Annotated in this window: 9 protein-coding genes, 4 tRNA genes and 1 pseudogene; 4 read left to right on the plus strand and 10 right to left on the minus strand. The window is 72.1% G+C overall.

The genetic code is table 11. The annotated features are described in order from the left end of the window. Positions 1-33 precede the first annotated feature (33 nt). The 3 genes from OHS18_RS08540 to OHS18_RS08550 all read right to left on the minus strand — a co-directional run bounded on the left by OHS18_RS08540 (position 34) and on the right by OHS18_RS08550 (position 3,362). The gene (locus tag OHS18_RS08540) at positions 34-648 is read right to left on the minus strand and encodes a malonic semialdehyde reductase (protein ID WP_328616552.1); all 615 of its coding nucleotides are present in this window, start codon (positions 646-648) and stop codon (positions 34-36) included. 183 nt (positions 649-831) lie between these two features. Continuing rightward, complete coding sequence (locus OHS18_RS08545; RefSeq protein WP_328454250.1) at positions 832-2,361, minus strand: sugar transferase; 1,530 nt, start codon at positions 2,359-2,361, stop codon at positions 832-834. Between the two features lie 929 nt (positions 2,362-3,290). Next, positions 3,291-3,362, minus strand: a tRNA-Val gene (locus OHS18_RS08550). Between the two features lie 393 nt (positions 3,363-3,755). Here OHS18_RS08550 and OHS18_RS08555 point away from each other — a divergent pair. The 4 genes from OHS18_RS08555 to OHS18_RS08570 all read left to right on the plus strand — a co-directional run bounded on the left by OHS18_RS08555 (position 3,756) and on the right by OHS18_RS08570 (position 4,561). Next, positions 3,756-4,181 (plus strand): SsgA family sporulation/cell division regulator, encoded by a 426-nt coding sequence (locus OHS18_RS08555; RefSeq protein WP_033293569.1) that lies wholly within the window; start codon positions 3,756-3,758, stop codon positions 4,179-4,181. 136 nt (positions 4,182-4,317) lie between these two features. Beyond that, positions 4,318-4,390: transfer RNA gene (locus tag OHS18_RS08560), tRNA-Gly, on the plus strand. A 24-nt stretch (positions 4,391-4,414) separates the two neighbouring features. Further along, a tRNA-Cys gene (locus OHS18_RS08565) sits at positions 4,415-4,485 on the plus strand. A 1-nt stretch (position 4,486) separates the two neighbouring features. After that, positions 4,487-4,561, plus strand: a tRNA-Val gene (locus OHS18_RS08570). 49 nt (positions 4,562-4,610) lie between these two features. On the opposite strand, the gene OHS18_RS08575 is transcribed toward OHS18_RS08570, so the two are convergent. From OHS18_RS08575 to OHS18_RS08605, 7 genes and pseudogenes are all read right to left on the minus strand, one after another. Further along, complete coding sequence (locus OHS18_RS08575) at positions 4,611-4,811, minus strand: hypothetical protein (protein ID WP_328616553.1); 201 nt, start codon at positions 4,809-4,811, stop codon at positions 4,611-4,613. Positions 4,812-4,899: 88 nt separating this feature from the next. Beyond that, entirely contained in the window at positions 4,900-5,079 is a 180-nt protein-coding gene (locus OHS18_RS08580) for a hypothetical protein (RefSeq protein ID WP_328616554.1), read from the minus strand. A 216-nt stretch (positions 5,080-5,295) separates the two neighbouring features. Then, entirely contained in the window at positions 5,296-6,510 is a 1,215-nt protein-coding gene (locus tag OHS18_RS08585; protein ID WP_328454229.1) for a cytochrome P450, read from the minus strand. Continuing rightward, the gene (locus tag OHS18_RS08590) at positions 6,510-7,622 is read right to left on the minus strand and encodes an alpha/beta hydrolase (protein ID WP_328454227.1); all 1,113 of its coding nucleotides are present in this window, start codon (positions 7,620-7,622) and stop codon (positions 6,510-6,512) included. The genes OHS18_RS08585 and OHS18_RS08590 overlap by 1 nt, the downstream gene beginning before the upstream one ends. Further along, entirely contained in the window at positions 7,619-8,386 is a 768-nt protein-coding gene (locus OHS18_RS08595) for a 2-oxo acid dehydrogenase subunit E2 (protein WP_328616555.1), read from the minus strand. Before OHS18_RS08595 ends, OHS18_RS08590 begins: the two co-directional genes overlap by 4 nt. A 36-nt stretch (positions 8,387-8,422) precedes the next feature. Further along, positions 8,423-8,965 (minus strand): allene oxide cyclase barrel-like domain-containing protein, encoded by a 543-nt coding sequence (locus tag OHS18_RS08600; protein WP_328616556.1) that lies wholly within the window; start codon positions 8,963-8,965, stop codon positions 8,423-8,425. Positions 8,966-9,047: 82 nt separating this feature from the next. Continuing rightward, positions 9,048-14,489 (minus strand): annotated as a pseudogene (locus tag OHS18_RS08605) (SDR family NAD(P)-dependent oxidoreductase); the annotation flags it as partial. Between the last annotated feature and the right edge of the window lie 194 nt (positions 14,490-14,683).

Consider the following 14,683-nt stretch of genomic DNA (forward strand, 5'->3'; position numbering starts at 1 on the left):
CCGGAGACGGCCCGCCCGATCGGGGTAGTCAGTTCAGAGGGTCTCGACGACCTGGTCGAAGTCCAGCCGCGGCAGACGGTCGAACCACGGGTTCTCCCCCGGCTTGCCGACGTTGACCACGACCAGCGAACGCCACTGCTTGCCGTCGAAGAACTCCTGGTCGACACCGGCGGCGTCGAACCCGGTCATCGGGCCGGCGGCCAGCCCGGCGGCGCGGACGCCGATGATGAAGTAGCCGACCTGCAGCAGCGAGTTCAGCTTGGCGAACTCGACGCGGCCCTCTTCGTCCGAGAAGTTGTCCTTCGCCTGCGGGGCGTGCGGGAAGACCTGCGGGAGGTTCTCGTGGAAGTCGACGTCGGCGGCGAGCACGACGGTCAGCGGCGCGGCCTCGGTCTTGACCTGGTTGCCCGGGGACATGTGCGGGAGCAGGCGGGCCTTCGCCTCGGCGGTCCGGAGCACCAGCGCGCGCAGCGGCTGGGTGTTCATCGACGTCGGGGCCCACTTGACGAGGTCGTAGATCGCGCGGACCTGCTCCTCGGTCACCGGCTCGGAGCTGAAACTGTTGGCGGTGCGCGCGTCGCGGAACAGCAGGTTCTGGACGTCCGCGGGCAGCTGGAGGGCCTCGGTCTGCTCGGCAAAGGTGGTCATGGGGCGCGTTCCTTCCGTGGTTCGGTACCCCGTGCAACCTGATTGAGCGTTGAACTATTTCGCTCTCAACCACTTTGGCGCGTGAAGTGGATCACCCGGACCCGGGAACGAGCACGGCCGTCGATCCCCCGCGGCGGGGATCGACGGCCGTGGCGCGGAAAGCGCGGTGGAAAACCGGACGGGTCAGTAGGCGCCCTGACCGCCCATCACCGCGCGGAACGTCTTCCAGAGGATCACCAGGTCCAGCGCGAGGGACCAGTCCTCGACGTAGCGCAGGTCGAGCCGGATGCTCTCGGCCCAGGTGAGGTCGGAGCGCCCGCTCACCTGCCAGAGCCCGGTCAGGCCCGGCTTCACGAGCAGCCGGCGGCGCGCGTCCGGCGCGTACTGCGCAGTCTCCTCCGGCAGCGGCGGGCGAGGCCCGACGAGCGACATCTTCCCGGAGACGACGTTGAACAGCTGGGGCAGCTCGTCGAGCGAATACCGGCGCAGCAAACCACCCACCCGGGTGATACGCGGATCCCGCTTCATCTTGAACAACGGGCCCGCGCCCTCGTTCTCGGCCTGGAGGTTCTTGCGGATCTCGTCGGCGTTCGTCACCATCGTGCGGAACTTCAGCATGGTGAAAACGGCGCCGTCACGGCCGACGCGGTGCTGCCGGTAGATCACCGGGCCGCGGTCGTTCAGCTTGATCGCGACGGCGATCGCGAGCAGCAGCGGAGACATCATCGTGAGCAGGAACGCCGAGCCGGCGCGGTCCACGATCTCCTTCACCACGCGGCGCCCGCCGGTGAACATCGGCGCGGTGACCCGCAGCAGCGGCATCCCCAGCACCCCGGTGACGTTCAGCCGCGGTCCCGCGACCTCCATCAGCACGGGCGCGACGACCATCTCGGCGCCGGTGCCCTCCATGTCCCAGGCCAGGCGCTGCAGGCGCTTCGGGCTCCAGTACTGGTCCGCGGTGATCGCGACGACGCGGTAACCACCGCGGCGCACGTGCCGGGACAGTTCTTCCAGCCGCCCGACCACCGGGACGCCGTCGATCTCCCCGCTGTCGCGGTCGGCGCCGTGCCCGGTGAACGTGCAGGCCGCCTCGACGCGCCACCCGACGTGGACCTCGGACCGGGTGCGCGCGATGAGGTCCGCGACGGTCTCCGGGCTGCCCGCGGCCATCACCGGCAGCAGGCAGAGTCCCTTGGCGCGCTTGCGGTGCAGCACCTGGCGCAGCAGGTAGCGCTGCGGGAACGCGACGAGCGCGATCGCCGGGACGACGACGAACACCCAGACCTGGACCTCGAGCGCGCCGAACAACAGCCCGCCCAGCGCCACGAGGACGGCCGCCGTGATGAAGCCGCGCCCCAGGGTGCGGTACTCCTCCGCGCCCTCGCCGAGCACCCGCGGGCTCCACGCCCGGCTCACCGGCAGGGAGACGAAGACCGCGAGGATCGTGCCGAACGCGTGCATGTCGTGCGGAGCCACGCGATCGATGACGAACGCGCTGATCGCGATCACCAGCAGCGTCACGAAGACGTCACTGCCGATGACCCAGGCTCTGTATCTGGCCTCCCAGGCCGCCGGTAGCGCCTTGGGGGACGGGGTTCCGGCCGGTTCGGCGGCCGGGCGCTCGTCCCGCTTGGCGGGTCGCGGGATGGCTTGGAGGTCGATGTGCGGCGGTGGCTGGGCCACCGTGTACGAAGGCCGCACCGACTCTTCCATCAGACCTCCCGGAAACAGGAATCGGAGTTGTAACTGTGGGCACGCTGCGTCACCGAGAGTGATTTCGGAGAGTGATCGCAAACTCGGTTGTCGCGCGGGGCCCGCAGAAGCTTCACAAGGCAAGGTATCGGCGACTCTCTCAGCATCGTTACAAGGATTTCCAGCCACATGCTGTGCGTCTTCCCCGCCAGAAAATGGCCGCAAGATAACAAGATGATGACGATGGGTAATAGCTCGTATCCCATCGAAAACTACGCAATGTAGCCAAAAATCGCGATGCCCGCACCCGGGTGGACGCCACCCGTCCGAACGGCCGAACGGCCGCCGGAATCTACTGTGGACACTTCACCAGGCCGGCGGTCCACAATGGAGCGGACGGCGCCGCGACAGGGATCGGGCGGTACGCCGGGTGATCACGTGGTGACGTTCTCCGCCAAGTCGTCACACGTGCCGGTTTCCGTCACAGGATCACCCAGCGCGAGCGGACCACGGCCCGCCCGCGGCCAGGCCGGCGATCCATCGGACACGCGCCGTGACCACGCCGTCACGACCGGGCGGCCCAGCGCGGTCGCGCCGGCGGAGCGTGCCGAGGATCACACCGCCACCTCCCCGCCGTCACGGTTCGACACAAAGCCACCGACACGACAGATTCAGGAAGAAAATTCCACCGGGCTCGCGACGTGCGAGCCCGAAGCTCTGTTGACAGCCCATACGGCGGCCGCGGAGGGACAGTTCACTCCGGATCACACGACTACCCGCGCGGGGGAGGCAAAGCCTCGATCGGACCGGCCGGAAGCCCCGGAAAAGCGACTGCACGCTGGGGGTCCGGGGGCGCTCACGGCAGGACGCGGGAGCCCGGCCCCACCGGACACAACGAGAAGAGCCCTGTTTGCGCAGTCCGCAAACAGGGCTCTTCCACGATTCTCGGGTGGGCGATACTGGGATCGAACCAGTGACCTCTTCGGTGTGAACGAAGCGCTCTCCCCCTGAGCTAATCGCCCGCTCGGGGTGTTGCGGAAGACTCTACCGCACTACTTCAGAACGCCTGCAAACGGGTGGTCCTGCCCGACCACACTCCGCTTACCGGCGAGTACGGAGCGAACAATCCCGAGCTAGCCGGGGTCGTGGCGGCCGGGGGCCGCCCGACACGACGTTCGACATCCGTGCGACGGTGCTACCACGCGGCGATCAAACCGCGCAGTATGGACGGGTGGACCCTCCCGGGGCGCGTCCGTCGTGCTGCGCGCCGCGGGTGAACACGGACGACAGACAGGGGCCGGTGCGCCCGGACGGGTGATCTGCGGCTTACCCGCGACGGAATCGGCCTCCCGGTGCGTCCCAGTGGTGACGCCCTCGGCCAGGCCGGGCCGGGAAGGGAGACGAGGGGTAGGACGATGCGCAACGATCACGTGACGCTCCGCTCGACGGCGGTCTTCGACCTGCTGGCGCCGCGGACGCCCGCGGTTCCGGTGAAGGTGGAACTGCGCTACGACACACGCGACCCGTACGCGGTGGTCGCCGCCTTCCGCACCGGCCGCGCCGGCTGGGTCGAATGGGTCTACGCACGCGACCTCCTCGCGGACGGCCTGCTGGCCGACGCGGGCGACGGCGACGTCCGCATCCGCCCGTCGGTCGAGGACCCCGAATCGGTGCTGATCGAGCTGAACTCGCCGTCCGGGCACGCCATGTTCGAGGCGTCCGCCCAAGAGTTGGCCGACTTCCTCGACCGCACCTACGACGTAGTCCTGCCGGGCAACGAGCACCTGTGGGTCGACGTCGACGACGCGCTCACCCACCTCATCCCGCACGATCTGGCCTGATCACGGCGCCGCAACGGCCAAGTGACACCCCGGTGTCACGGCCGTTTCCGGGGTCCGATATGGTTTTTCCACACCACGGCGACGGGGTGAGGCACAGGGCCACGGCCCAGAGTCTCCCGAACCGGAGCTGGGGAGTGCGGATGTAGCGCAGCTGGTAGCGCATCACCTTGCCAAGGTGAGGGTCGCGGGTTCGAATCCCGTCATCCGCTCGGTAGGCTCTCGCAGCCTGGCACGGTGGAGTGGCCGAGAGGCGAGGCAACGGCCTGCAAAGCCGTGTACACGGGTTCGAATCCCGTCTCCACCTCGCGCGATTAGCTCAGCGGGAGAGCGCTTCCCTGACACGGAAGAGGTCACTGGTTCAATCCCAGTATCGCGCACCACCTGAAACAGCAGGTCAGAAGCCCTGTCCCTCCCCGGAGGGGCAGGGCTTCAGTCGTCAGATGGCGACGAAATGGCGATGGCACCCAGCGCCGGTACGGCCCGCCCGGACCGCAGGTGCGGGAACCAGGACACCAGCTTCGCCCGCTCCCCCGGATACAGCGACCGCAGCCAGCGCTCCTCCAGGACGTCCAGGATCTCGTTCACCATCGCCGGCGTCACGTGGTCGTAGACGCGGGTTATGCCCTTCATCTTCTGGCCCAGCCGCGCCTGTCTCGCGACCTCCGGGATCCCGTCCTCGGTCAGCGACGTCGCGTGCGTGTACCGCCCTTCGTGGAGGTCAGCAAGATCGGCGGTTGTCGCTCCCCCGCACCGGATTCGACCAGTTCGGCCGCCAGAACCGGATGCGGGAGTTCGACCGCCGCCAGGGATGTCCCTCCGGTGTGGACAGCGCGGACGGATCGCGGGGGCTGTCCATCAGCTTCTCGTAGAGCACCGCGATCCCGGGCGGCAACGTCACGAACCGAGTCCCCGCAGGGGTTTTCGTCCGGCCCTTCTTGGCCGGGAGTTCCCACGCCTCGTCGGCGGACGTCGACGGCCATCCGAGTGGTGATCATCACTCTTCCGGCCTCCTTTGTGGACCTTCCCGCCGTTCTCCTTCAGTGGACAGCGGATCTCGATCCCACGATGCAAGCCCTCGGCCGCCTGGCGGGGCCGCGAGCACGCACTGGCCCGGTCACCACTCGACGGGCAGGCTGTAGAGGCCGAACGCGAAGCCGTCGTGCTTGAACGGCAGGTCGGCCACCTCCGCTGCCAGCCGCAGGTCCGGCAGCCGTTCGAACAGCGTCCGGTAGACGATCTGCAGCTCGATGCGGGTGAGGTTCTGGCCGATGCACTGGTGCGGGCCGAAGCCGAACGCCACGTGGTGGCGGCTGCGGCGGGTGATGTCGAGCCGGTCGGGGTCGGGGAAGGCGCGCTCGTCGCGGTTCGCGGACGCGCACAGCGCGAAGACTCCTTCGCCCGCCCGGATGAGCCGGCCGCCCACCTCGACGTCTTCCAGCGCCAGCCGCGCGGTGATGAAGTCGACCGGGGTGTGGAAGCGCAGCAGCTCCTCGACCGCGCCCGGCAGCAGTTCCGGGTGCGCCGCCAGTCGCGCGCGCAGGTCCGGTTCGGTGAGCAGCGTGAACACGCCGAGGGAGATCATGTTGGCGGTGGTGTCGTGCCCGGCGGTCAGCAGCACCCGCACCGAGCTGACGAGCTGGTCGCGGTGCAGCTGCCCGGTGCGGTGGTAGCCGGTGATCAGCCGGCCGATCAGGTCGTCGGACGGGTGCGCGATCTTCTCGGTGACGAGGTCGTCGAGGTAGGCCATGAGGTCGTCCATCGCTTGCCGCCGCTGCTCGACGGTGGACGTGCGCAGGGTCCACTGCTCGGTGCGTTCCTGGAAGAGCAGCCGGTCTTCGCGCGGCACGCCGAGCAGCTCGCAGAACACCGCCGACTGCAGGGGTTCCGACAGCGCCGCCACCAGGTCCGCGCGGTCGCCGCCGTCGATCACGGCGTCGAGCAGCTCGTCGACGAACCGCTGGATCGTCGGGCGCAGCTCCTCCAGCCGCCTGACACCGAACTCCGCGTGCAGCATCCGGCGCAGCCGGGTGTGCTCCGGGGCGTCGGTCCGCATGAACGGGCGGGTGCGGGTGGTCAGCGGCACACCGCCGCCGTTCACCAGCCGCCCCAGCGGGAAGCCCGGGCGCATCGCGTCCGCGCTGAACCTCGGGTCCGACAGCACGAAACGCACCTCGGCGTGGCGGGTGACGACCCACGCCTCGCCGCCGTCGGGCAGCGTCACGGGCACCACCGCGCCCTGCTCCCGCAGCGGCCCGTACCCCTCGGGCGGGGCGTGCGGGCAGGTCCGCGGCATGGGGAACGCCGGTGCGGTTCGCGTTTCGGTCGTCATCACATCACCTTCGGAGGCTCGTCGTGGGTGGTGGCCCGGCGGCGCAGGCGCAGGCCGCGGCGCAGGAGGCCGATCATCGCCCGCTGCGGGCCGCGGCCGCCCTGCAGCCGCAGCAGCGATTCGACGACCCACAGGCGGTTCTCGGCCACGTGCCGAGGTGAGCCGTGCTCGTCGTCGAACTCGTTGTCGTGCAGGTCGCGCACGTGCTCGCGCAGCAGGGCGACGTCGCCGGGCGGGATGATCTCGTCACGGGTGGCGACGGTGCAGCAGATCGGGATGTCCAGGGCCGCAAGGGTTTCCGGGTCGAGGGCCCAGTCGCGGGCGAAGAGGGCCGGCAGGCCGGCGGCGGGGGTGCCGGTGAGGTGGGCCAGCGTGTCGACGGTGATCCGCGGCAGCGCGCCGAACCACACCGGGTCGGTGAAGAACTCGCGGACCGGGGCGCCGGCGGTGACGGCCCCGCGCAGCCGCGGGTCGTCGGCGGCGGCGCGAAGCGCGAGGTGGCCGCTGAAGCTCACCGCGACCACGTAGGTCCGGGCGACGTCGGCGCGGTCGGCCACGGCGTCGAGCACGGCCGGCAGCATCCGCCAGCTGCCGGCGTCGTAGCGCAGGGTGTTCTCCCCCACTCCCGGCATCTCGGTGACGAGCATGGTCAGCCCGAGCCGCCGCGCCAGCCGCAGGTTCGGCGCCCACTGTTCCTTGGTGCTGATCGTGCCGCCGACGAACAGGACCAGCGGCTTGCGGTCGGTGGTGGACAGGCCGCTCGCCCAGCAGCGGACGCGGCCGCCGGGCAGGTCGACGTCGACGCGTTCGATGCCGGCCCGGTCCCGCCGCCAGCGGTCGAAGGTGCCGACGCTGCGGTCGAGGGCGTCGCGTCGCGCCGGGCCGTCGACGAACGGGAACCGGGCCATGCTGTAGCAGCGCAGGGCGTCGAGCAGCGCGCCGTCGCGTTCGAGGCGTTCGCCGGTGGCGGCCCATTCGCGGGTCCAGGAGCCCGCGGCGCCGTCCTCGTCGTGGTGGATGCGGCCCAGGACCTCGCGGTAGCGCGCCGCCGGGATGCCCTGCGCCTCCGCGTGCGCGACCACGTACTTCTTCAGCTCGCCGACGTCGTTCACGGCTTCCCCACGGTGGCCGGGACCCGCGCGAACGACTCCAGGCCGTCCTTGATCTCGGTCAGGACGTCCGCCGCTTCGGCGCCGTCGATGACGCGGTGGTCGAAGGCGAGGCTCAGCCGCATCAGCGGGGCGGTGGTGATCCGGCCGTCGCGGACCACCGGCCGTTCGAGGACGCGTCCGACGCCGAGGGTGATCGTCGTGCCGCCGACGGAGTGGAACGCGTCGACGGCACGGTGCCCGAGCGAGGTGACGGCGAACGTGCCCATCCGCCCGGCGCGGCCCGCCAGCGGCCGGACGGTGCGGCGGAACCCACACCGCCCGAGCCACAGCGGCAGCTTGTGCAGCGTGCGCAGGGCCGCGAACTCCGGCATCTCGTCGGGGTTCCCGTCGCGGTAGTGCTCGACCTGCGACTGGATGCCGGGCAGCTCGGTGCGATCGAGGTCGCGCAGCACGGCCGAAAGCACCACGCGGCGGCCGCCGACGGTCTTGTCGAAGGTCAGCTTGCCATGCACCGACGGGCATTCGGCGACCCGGGGCCGGCGCCGGCCGCCGAGGGCCGCGTTGGCCTCCGGGTGCCGGGCCAGCGTGCGGGCGGCCGTGTGGAGGACGTAGCTGACGGTCGAGGTCCGCCCGGCGGCGGCCCGGTGCTCGCGGACCCGCGTCATGTCCACTTCGGTGTCGAGGAACACCGGGGCGAACCCGCGGATCTCCTCGAGGAAGTAGAGCGTGTGGCGCCGCTGCCGGCTCAGGGGTTTCCCGCTCACGCCGTCGTACTCACCTTTCGGGTCGGGGGAACCGGGTCAGCCGCACATCGTCATCTTGATCCCGAGGCGCGTGGTGGGGCTCGGCGGGTCGAGCAGCTTCCACTCGCCGACACCGGCCTTGCCGGCGTACTTGCCGCTGGTGCCGCGGACGAAGATGCGGTAGGGCTTGCCGGCGAGCAGCCCTTCCCGCTCGGTGGACGCGAACACGGTGAACGTGCCGTCGGCGAGCTGGCCCGTGTGGTAGTAGTCGACGGCCAGGTTGCCGTTGGCCGGGTTGATGTGCGTGGCGACGCCGTACCCGACGGCTTCGCCGATGACCTTGTCGCCGGCGTCGAACATGTTCTCGTGGTAGCTGATCGCGTCGCCGACCTTGGCCAGCGGGTTGTTCGGCGTGCGCGCGCCGACGGCGAAGAAGTCGTGCGGACGCTCCCAGATGTTGTCGATGGTCACACAGCTCGGGTGGCCCTTGCCGTGCTGCGGCGCGGCGGCGCCGGTGGCCGCCGAGGCGGCGGCGCCGGTGAGCCCGGCCCCGAGGCACCCGGCGAGCGCCAGGGCGAACACTGCTGTTTTTGCCGACACGCGCGACATTGCGGTCCTTTCGACGAACGACGGTCTGTTCGCTTGCCATGCTCGGCGGAGCGGCTAAAGCGGCGCCAAAGGTTCAGTCCCGGCTGGCGGCCGGGTCGCGGCCGAGGACCTGGTCGATGAAGTCGAACATCTCCGACGGCGACGACGACCGGATCCGGCTCGCCAGTTCCGCGCCGGGCTCGTCCCCGGCGCCGCCGTCGAGCAGCTTTCGCAGGCGGGTGGCGACGGTGAGCCGGGCGCCGCTGCCGGCGGGCAGCCGCGCGAACGCGGTTTCCAGCCGGTCCAGCTCGGTGAGCGCCACCCGGGCCGGATCGGCCGCCTCGGGTGCGAGCTCGGCGAGCAGGTGGTCGGCCACCGCGGCCGGTGTCGGGTGGTCGAACACCGTCGTGGCGGGCAGCCGGAGCCCGGAGGCGGCGTTGAGCCGGTTGCGGAACTCGACGGCGGTGAGGGAGTCGAAGCCCAGGTCCTTGAACGGCTGCCGCGGCTCGACGCTGCCGGCGCCGCCGTGGCCCAGCACGGTGGCCACCAGCTCCCGCACCAGCTCCAGCACGGTCTCGCGCTGCTGGTCCGGGTCCAGGCCGCGCAGCCGGTCCGCGAGCGGGGGGCCGCCGGGCGCGCCGGTGGCGGCGGCCCGCCGGCCCGGGGTGCGGACCAGGGCGCGCAGCACTGGCGGGACGTCGGCGAACGTGGCCAGCTCACGCAGCCGGGCGAGGTCGAACCGGACCGGCAGGACCACGGGGTCGCCGAGGCCGAGGGCCGCGTCGAACAGGGCGACGCCCTGCTCGGCGGTGAGGGCGGCGATGCCGGAGCGGCCGACCCGGGCCAGGTCGCCGTCGTCGAGGTGCCCGGTCATGCCGCTGGCGTCGGCCCAGAAGCCCCACGGCAGCGACGTGGCCGGCAGGCCCAGGCCGGCGCGGTGCTGGGCGAGCGCGTCGAGGAAGGTGTTGGCCGCCGCGTAGTTGCCCTGCCCGGGGCTGCCGAGGACGCCGGCGACCGAGGAGTACAGCACGAACGCCGCCAGGCCGGCGTCGCGCGTCAGCTCGTGCAGGTGCCAGGCGGCGTCGACCTTCGGCCGCAGCACCTTCGCCAGCGCCTCCGGGGTGAGCGAGGTGAGCACGCCGTCGTCGAGCACGCCGGCGGTGTGGACCACGGCGGTGAGCGGGTGCTCGGCGGGGACCGAGGCCAGCAGCGCCGCCAGCGCCGGGCGGTCGGCGACGTCGCAGGCCACCACCCGGACGTCCACATCGGACAGTTCGGCGCGCAGCCCGGCGGCCCCCGGGCTGTCGATGCCGCGGCGGGCGGCCAGCAGCAGGTGCCGGACGCCGTGTTCGGCGACGAGGTGCCGGGCGAGGAAGCCGCCGAGCTTGCCGGTGCCGGTGAGCAGCACGGTGCCGTCCGGGTCGAACCGCGGCGGCACCGGCGCGGTCGCGGCCGGCGCGCGGTTCAGCCGCGGCACGTGCACCGCGTCCCGCCGCAGGGCCAGCTGCGGTTCTCCGGCGAGCGCCGCGGCGAGCCCGGGTCCGGACACCGGGTGCTCGTCGAGGTCGAGCAGCGCGAACCGGCCGGGGTGCTCGGTCTGCGCACTGCGCACCAGGCCCCACGCGGCGGCGCCGGCGAGGTCGGCGGGCCCGGTCTCCGGCGCCACGGCGACGGCGCCGCGGGTCACCACGACCAGCCGCGCGTCCGCGAGCCGCTCCTCGGCGAGCCAGGACCGCAGCAGCTCCAGCAGCGCCGCGGTGGTCCGGTGCACCCGCTCCGGCACGTCGGCGCCGTCCGGGCGGGGGCAGGCCGCGAACACCGTTTCCGGCGCCGCGTCCGCGACGGCGGCGAGGTCCGGAAGCTCCGGTACGTCCAGGCCGGCGGGGGCGGTGCCCAGGGCGGCCCAGCGCCGCGGCGCCGTTCCCGGCTCCGGCTGGATCACCGGCCAGTCGAGCCGGTGCAGGGAGTCGCGCCGCGGCCCGGCCAGCCGGCCGGGCACCAGGGCTCGCAGCAGCAGCGTCTCGACGGTGATCACCGGGGTGCCCGTCTCGTCCACGGCGGACAGGGAGACGGTGTCTTCGCCGGCCGGGGCCAGCCGGACCGTCAAGGCGGTGGCGCCGGTGGCGTGCAGGCCGACGCCGCCGAAGCTGAACGGCAGGAAGACCTGCTCGGCGGTGCCGCGGAGGCCGGTGCCGCGGAGGCCGAGCGCGTGCTGGGCCGCGTCGAGCAGCGCCGGGTGGATGCCGAAGCCGGCGACGTCGGTGCCGTCGGGCAGCCGGACCTCGGCGTAGATCTCCTCGCCGTGGCGCCAGGCCGCGGTGAGGCCCTGGAACGCCGGGCCGTAGGAGTAGCCGAGGTCGGCGACGCGGTCGTAGAACCGGCCGACGTCGACGCGCTCGGCGCCGGGCGGCGGCCAGCTCGCCGGGGCGTCCGGCGCGGGGGTGTCGGCGGTGACGAACCCGCCGGCGTGGCGGGTCCAGCCGGTCTCGGTGCCGTCCGGCCGGGCGTGGACGGCGACCGGCCGGTGCCCGTCGGCGCCGGCCGCGCCGACGGTGACCTGCACGGCGACGACCTCGTCGGCGGCCCAGGTGAGCGGGGTTTCGATGGTCAGCTCGGCGATGCGCCCGCATCCGGCACGGTCGCCCGCGGTCATCGCCAGTTCGGCGAACCCGGTGCCGGGCAGCAGCACGGTGCCCTCGACGGCGTGGTCGGCGAGCCAGGGGTGGGTGCCGAGGGACAGCCGCCCGGTGAGGACGACCCCGCCATCGCCGCCGTCGCCGGCCACGTCGACCGCGGCCGGCAGCAGCGGGTGGCCGGTGGGGACCTGGCCGAACCCGGCCGGGCCGCCCGTCCCGTCGGGGGCGGGCATCCAGTAGCGCTGCCGCTGGAAGGGATAGGTGGGCAGGTCGACGTGCCGCCCGCCGTCGAGGACGTCCTCCCAGCGCACCGGCGCGCCGTGGACGTACGCCTCCGCGGCGGAGGTCAGCAGGCGTTGCCAGGAACCGTCGTCACGGCGGAGAGTGCCGATGGCGGTGCCCTGTTCGATGCTCATGGTGAGTACCGGGTGGGCGCTCACTTCGATGAACAGCGAATGTCCGTCCTCGGCGAGCCTCTCGGCGATCTGTCCGAAAAGGACAGTCTGGCGGAGGTTGCGGAACCAGTACCCCGCGTCGAGTGCGACGGTGTCGATCGGCGCACCCTCCACTGTGGAATAGAACGCGATCTCCGAAGTCTTCGGTTCGATTCCTGCGAGAAGCCCGAAAAGTTCATGGTGGAGGCTGTCGATGTGCGCCGAATGTGAGGCGTAGTCGACCGGGACCATCCGCGCCCGGATCCCGTTGGTTTCGGAGGCGTCGACCAGCTTCTGCAAGGCGTCGCGATCACCGGAGATCACGGTGGCGGTGGGGCCGTTGATCGCGGCGATCTCGACGCCCTCAGGCAGCGTGAGGCTGTCGGCGGGTGCGGCGATGGACGCCATCCCACCGTTGCCACCCATGGCCCGGATTGCCTTGCTCCTCAGCGCGACGACTTTCGCCGAGTCCTCCAGGGTGAGGGCTCCGGCGATGTAGGCGGCGGCGATCTCACCCTGGGAGTGCCCGACTACGGCGTCTGGGGTGACGCCGAGGGACTGCCAGAGGGTCGCCAGGCTGATCATGACGGCCCACAACGCGGGCTGGACCACGTCGACCCGGTCGAACCCAGGCGCACCTTCGACACCGCGTAGGACGTCGGTCAACGACCAGTCGATGTAGGGCGTGAGAGCGTCCGCGCAGGCCTGGATCTGGTCGGCGAACACCGGGCTGGTGTCCATCAGTTCGGCGGCCATTCCGGCCCATTGGGAACCCTGCCCGGGGAACACGAACACCGTCTTACCCGGGATCACGCTGCCCTGTACCAGTTGTGGTGCGGGCATGCCGGTGGCGAGGGCGGACAGCCCGTCGCGGAGTTCGTCGGCGTCGCGGCCGAGCACCACCGCCCGCTGCTCGAAGCGGGCGCGGGTGGCGACCAGCGACCAGCCGGTGTCCCGGGCGTCGGCGTCGGCCGGGACGGCGTCGAGCAGCCGCCGGGCCTGGGCGGGCAGGGCTTCGGCGGTCTTGGCCGACAGCGCCCACGCCACCACGGCCACCGGCGGGGACGGCTCGGGTTCCGGTGCGGCCGGTGGCTGCTCGAGGATCACGTGGGCGTTGGTGCCGCTGACCCCGAACGAGGAGACGCCGGCCCGGCGCGGCTGCCCGTCCGGCACGGTCCACGCCCGGGCTTCGGTCAGCAGGGACACCGCGCCCGTGCTCCAGTCCACGTGCGTCGAGGGCTCGTCCACGTGCAGGGTCTTCGGCAGCGTCGCGTGCCGCATCGCCTCGATCACCTTGATCACCCCGGCGACGCCGGCGGCGAGCCCGGTGTGGCCGATGTTGGACTTGATCGAGCCGAGCCACAGGGGCTCCTCGCGGTTCTGCCCGTACGTCGCCAGCAGCGCCTGCGCCTCGATCGGGTCGCCGAGGGTGGTGCCGGTGCCGTGCCCCTCGACGGTGTGGACGTCCGCGGGTGAGAGCCGGGCGTCGGCCAGCGCCTGGCGGATCACCTGCTCCTGCGACGGGCCGTTCGGCGCGGTCAGCCCGTTCGACGCCCCGTCCTGGTTGACCGCGGTACCGCGGACCACGGCCAGCACCCGGTGCCCGCGGCGGCGCGCCTCCGAAAGCCGTTCCAGCAGCAGCACGCCGACGCCTTCGGTGAAGCCGGTGCCGTCGGCGGCCGCGGCGAACGCGCGGCAGCGGCCGTCCGCGGACAGCCCGCGCTGGCGGCTGAATTCGACGAACAGGCTCGGGCTCGACAGCACGGTCACGCCGCCGGCCAGGGCCATGGCGCACTCGCCGCGCCGCAGCGCCTGCACCGCCAGGTGCAGCGCGACCAGCGACGACGAGCACGCGGTGTCCACGGTGACCGCGGGCCCCTCCAGGCCGAAGGTGTAGGCCAGCCGGCCGGAGGCGACGCTGCCGGCGGTGCCGGTCAGCAGGTAGCCCTCCAGTTCCTCCGGCGTCGCGTGCAGGCGCGAGGCGTAGTCGCCCGGGTTGACCCCGACGTAGACGCCGGTGGAGGAGCCGCGCAGGGTCGCGGGCACGATCCCGGCGCGTTCGAACACCTCCCACGCGGTCTCCAGCAGCAACCGCTGTTGCGGGTCCATCGCCACCGCCTCGCGCGGGGAGATCCCGAAGAACGCGGCGTCGAACTCGTCGGCGTCGTGCAGGAACCCGCCTTCCCGGACGTAGTACCGGCCGGGCCGGTCCGGGTCGGGGTCGTACAGCCCGGCGAGGTCCCAGCCCCGATTACCGGGCAGCGCGGAGATCGCGTCGGCGCCGTCGGCGACCAGGCGCCACAGCGCGTCCGGGGAGTCCGCGCCGCCGGGGTACCGGCAGGCCGTGCCCACGACGGCGATCGGCTCGTGGTCGCGTTCCTCGGCTTCGCGCAGCCGCCGGTTGGCGTGGCGCAGGTCGGTCGTGGCCCGCTTCAGGTATTCGCGGAGCTTGTCGTCGTTCGGCATGGTTGTGCTGCCCACCCCTTCACCGGCGGCTGTCAGGAGATCCCGAATTCGTTGTCCAGCGCCTCGAAGAGGTCTTCGTCGCTGGCCGCGTCGAGGTCGTCGTCGGCCTCGGCGGTGTCGTCCGCCGCGCGGATGTCGTCCCACTTCCACAGCAGCGTGCGCAGCCTGCTGGTGATCTCCGTGCGTGCCCGGAT

The organism is Amycolatopsis sp. NBC_00355, from assembly GCF_036104975.1.
GTDB lineage: Bacteria > Actinomycetota > Actinomycetes > Mycobacteriales > Pseudonocardiaceae > Amycolatopsis.

What these genes read in the sequence shown, in the direction of transcription:
- OHS18_RS08540 (WP_328616552.1), bottom strand. Translation starts at nt 648, where the DNA reads ATGACCACCTTTGCCGAGCAGACCGAGGCCCTCCAGCTGCCCGCGGAC.
- OHS18_RS08545 (WP_328454250.1), bottom strand. Translation starts at nt 2,361, where the DNA reads ATGGAAGAGTCGGTGCGGCCTTCGTACACGGTGGCCCAGCCACCGCCG.
- OHS18_RS08555 (WP_033293569.1), top strand. Translation starts at nt 3,756, where the DNA reads ATGCGCAACGATCACGTGACGCTCCGCTCGACGGCGGTCTTCGACCTG.
- OHS18_RS08575 (WP_328616553.1), bottom strand. Translation starts at nt 4,811, where the DNA reads ATGAAGGGCATAACCCGCGTCTACGACCACGTGACGCCGGCGATGGTG.
- OHS18_RS08585 (WP_328454229.1), bottom strand. Translation starts at nt 6,510, where the DNA reads ATGACGACCGAAACGCGAACCGCACCGGCGTTCCCCATGCCGCGGACC.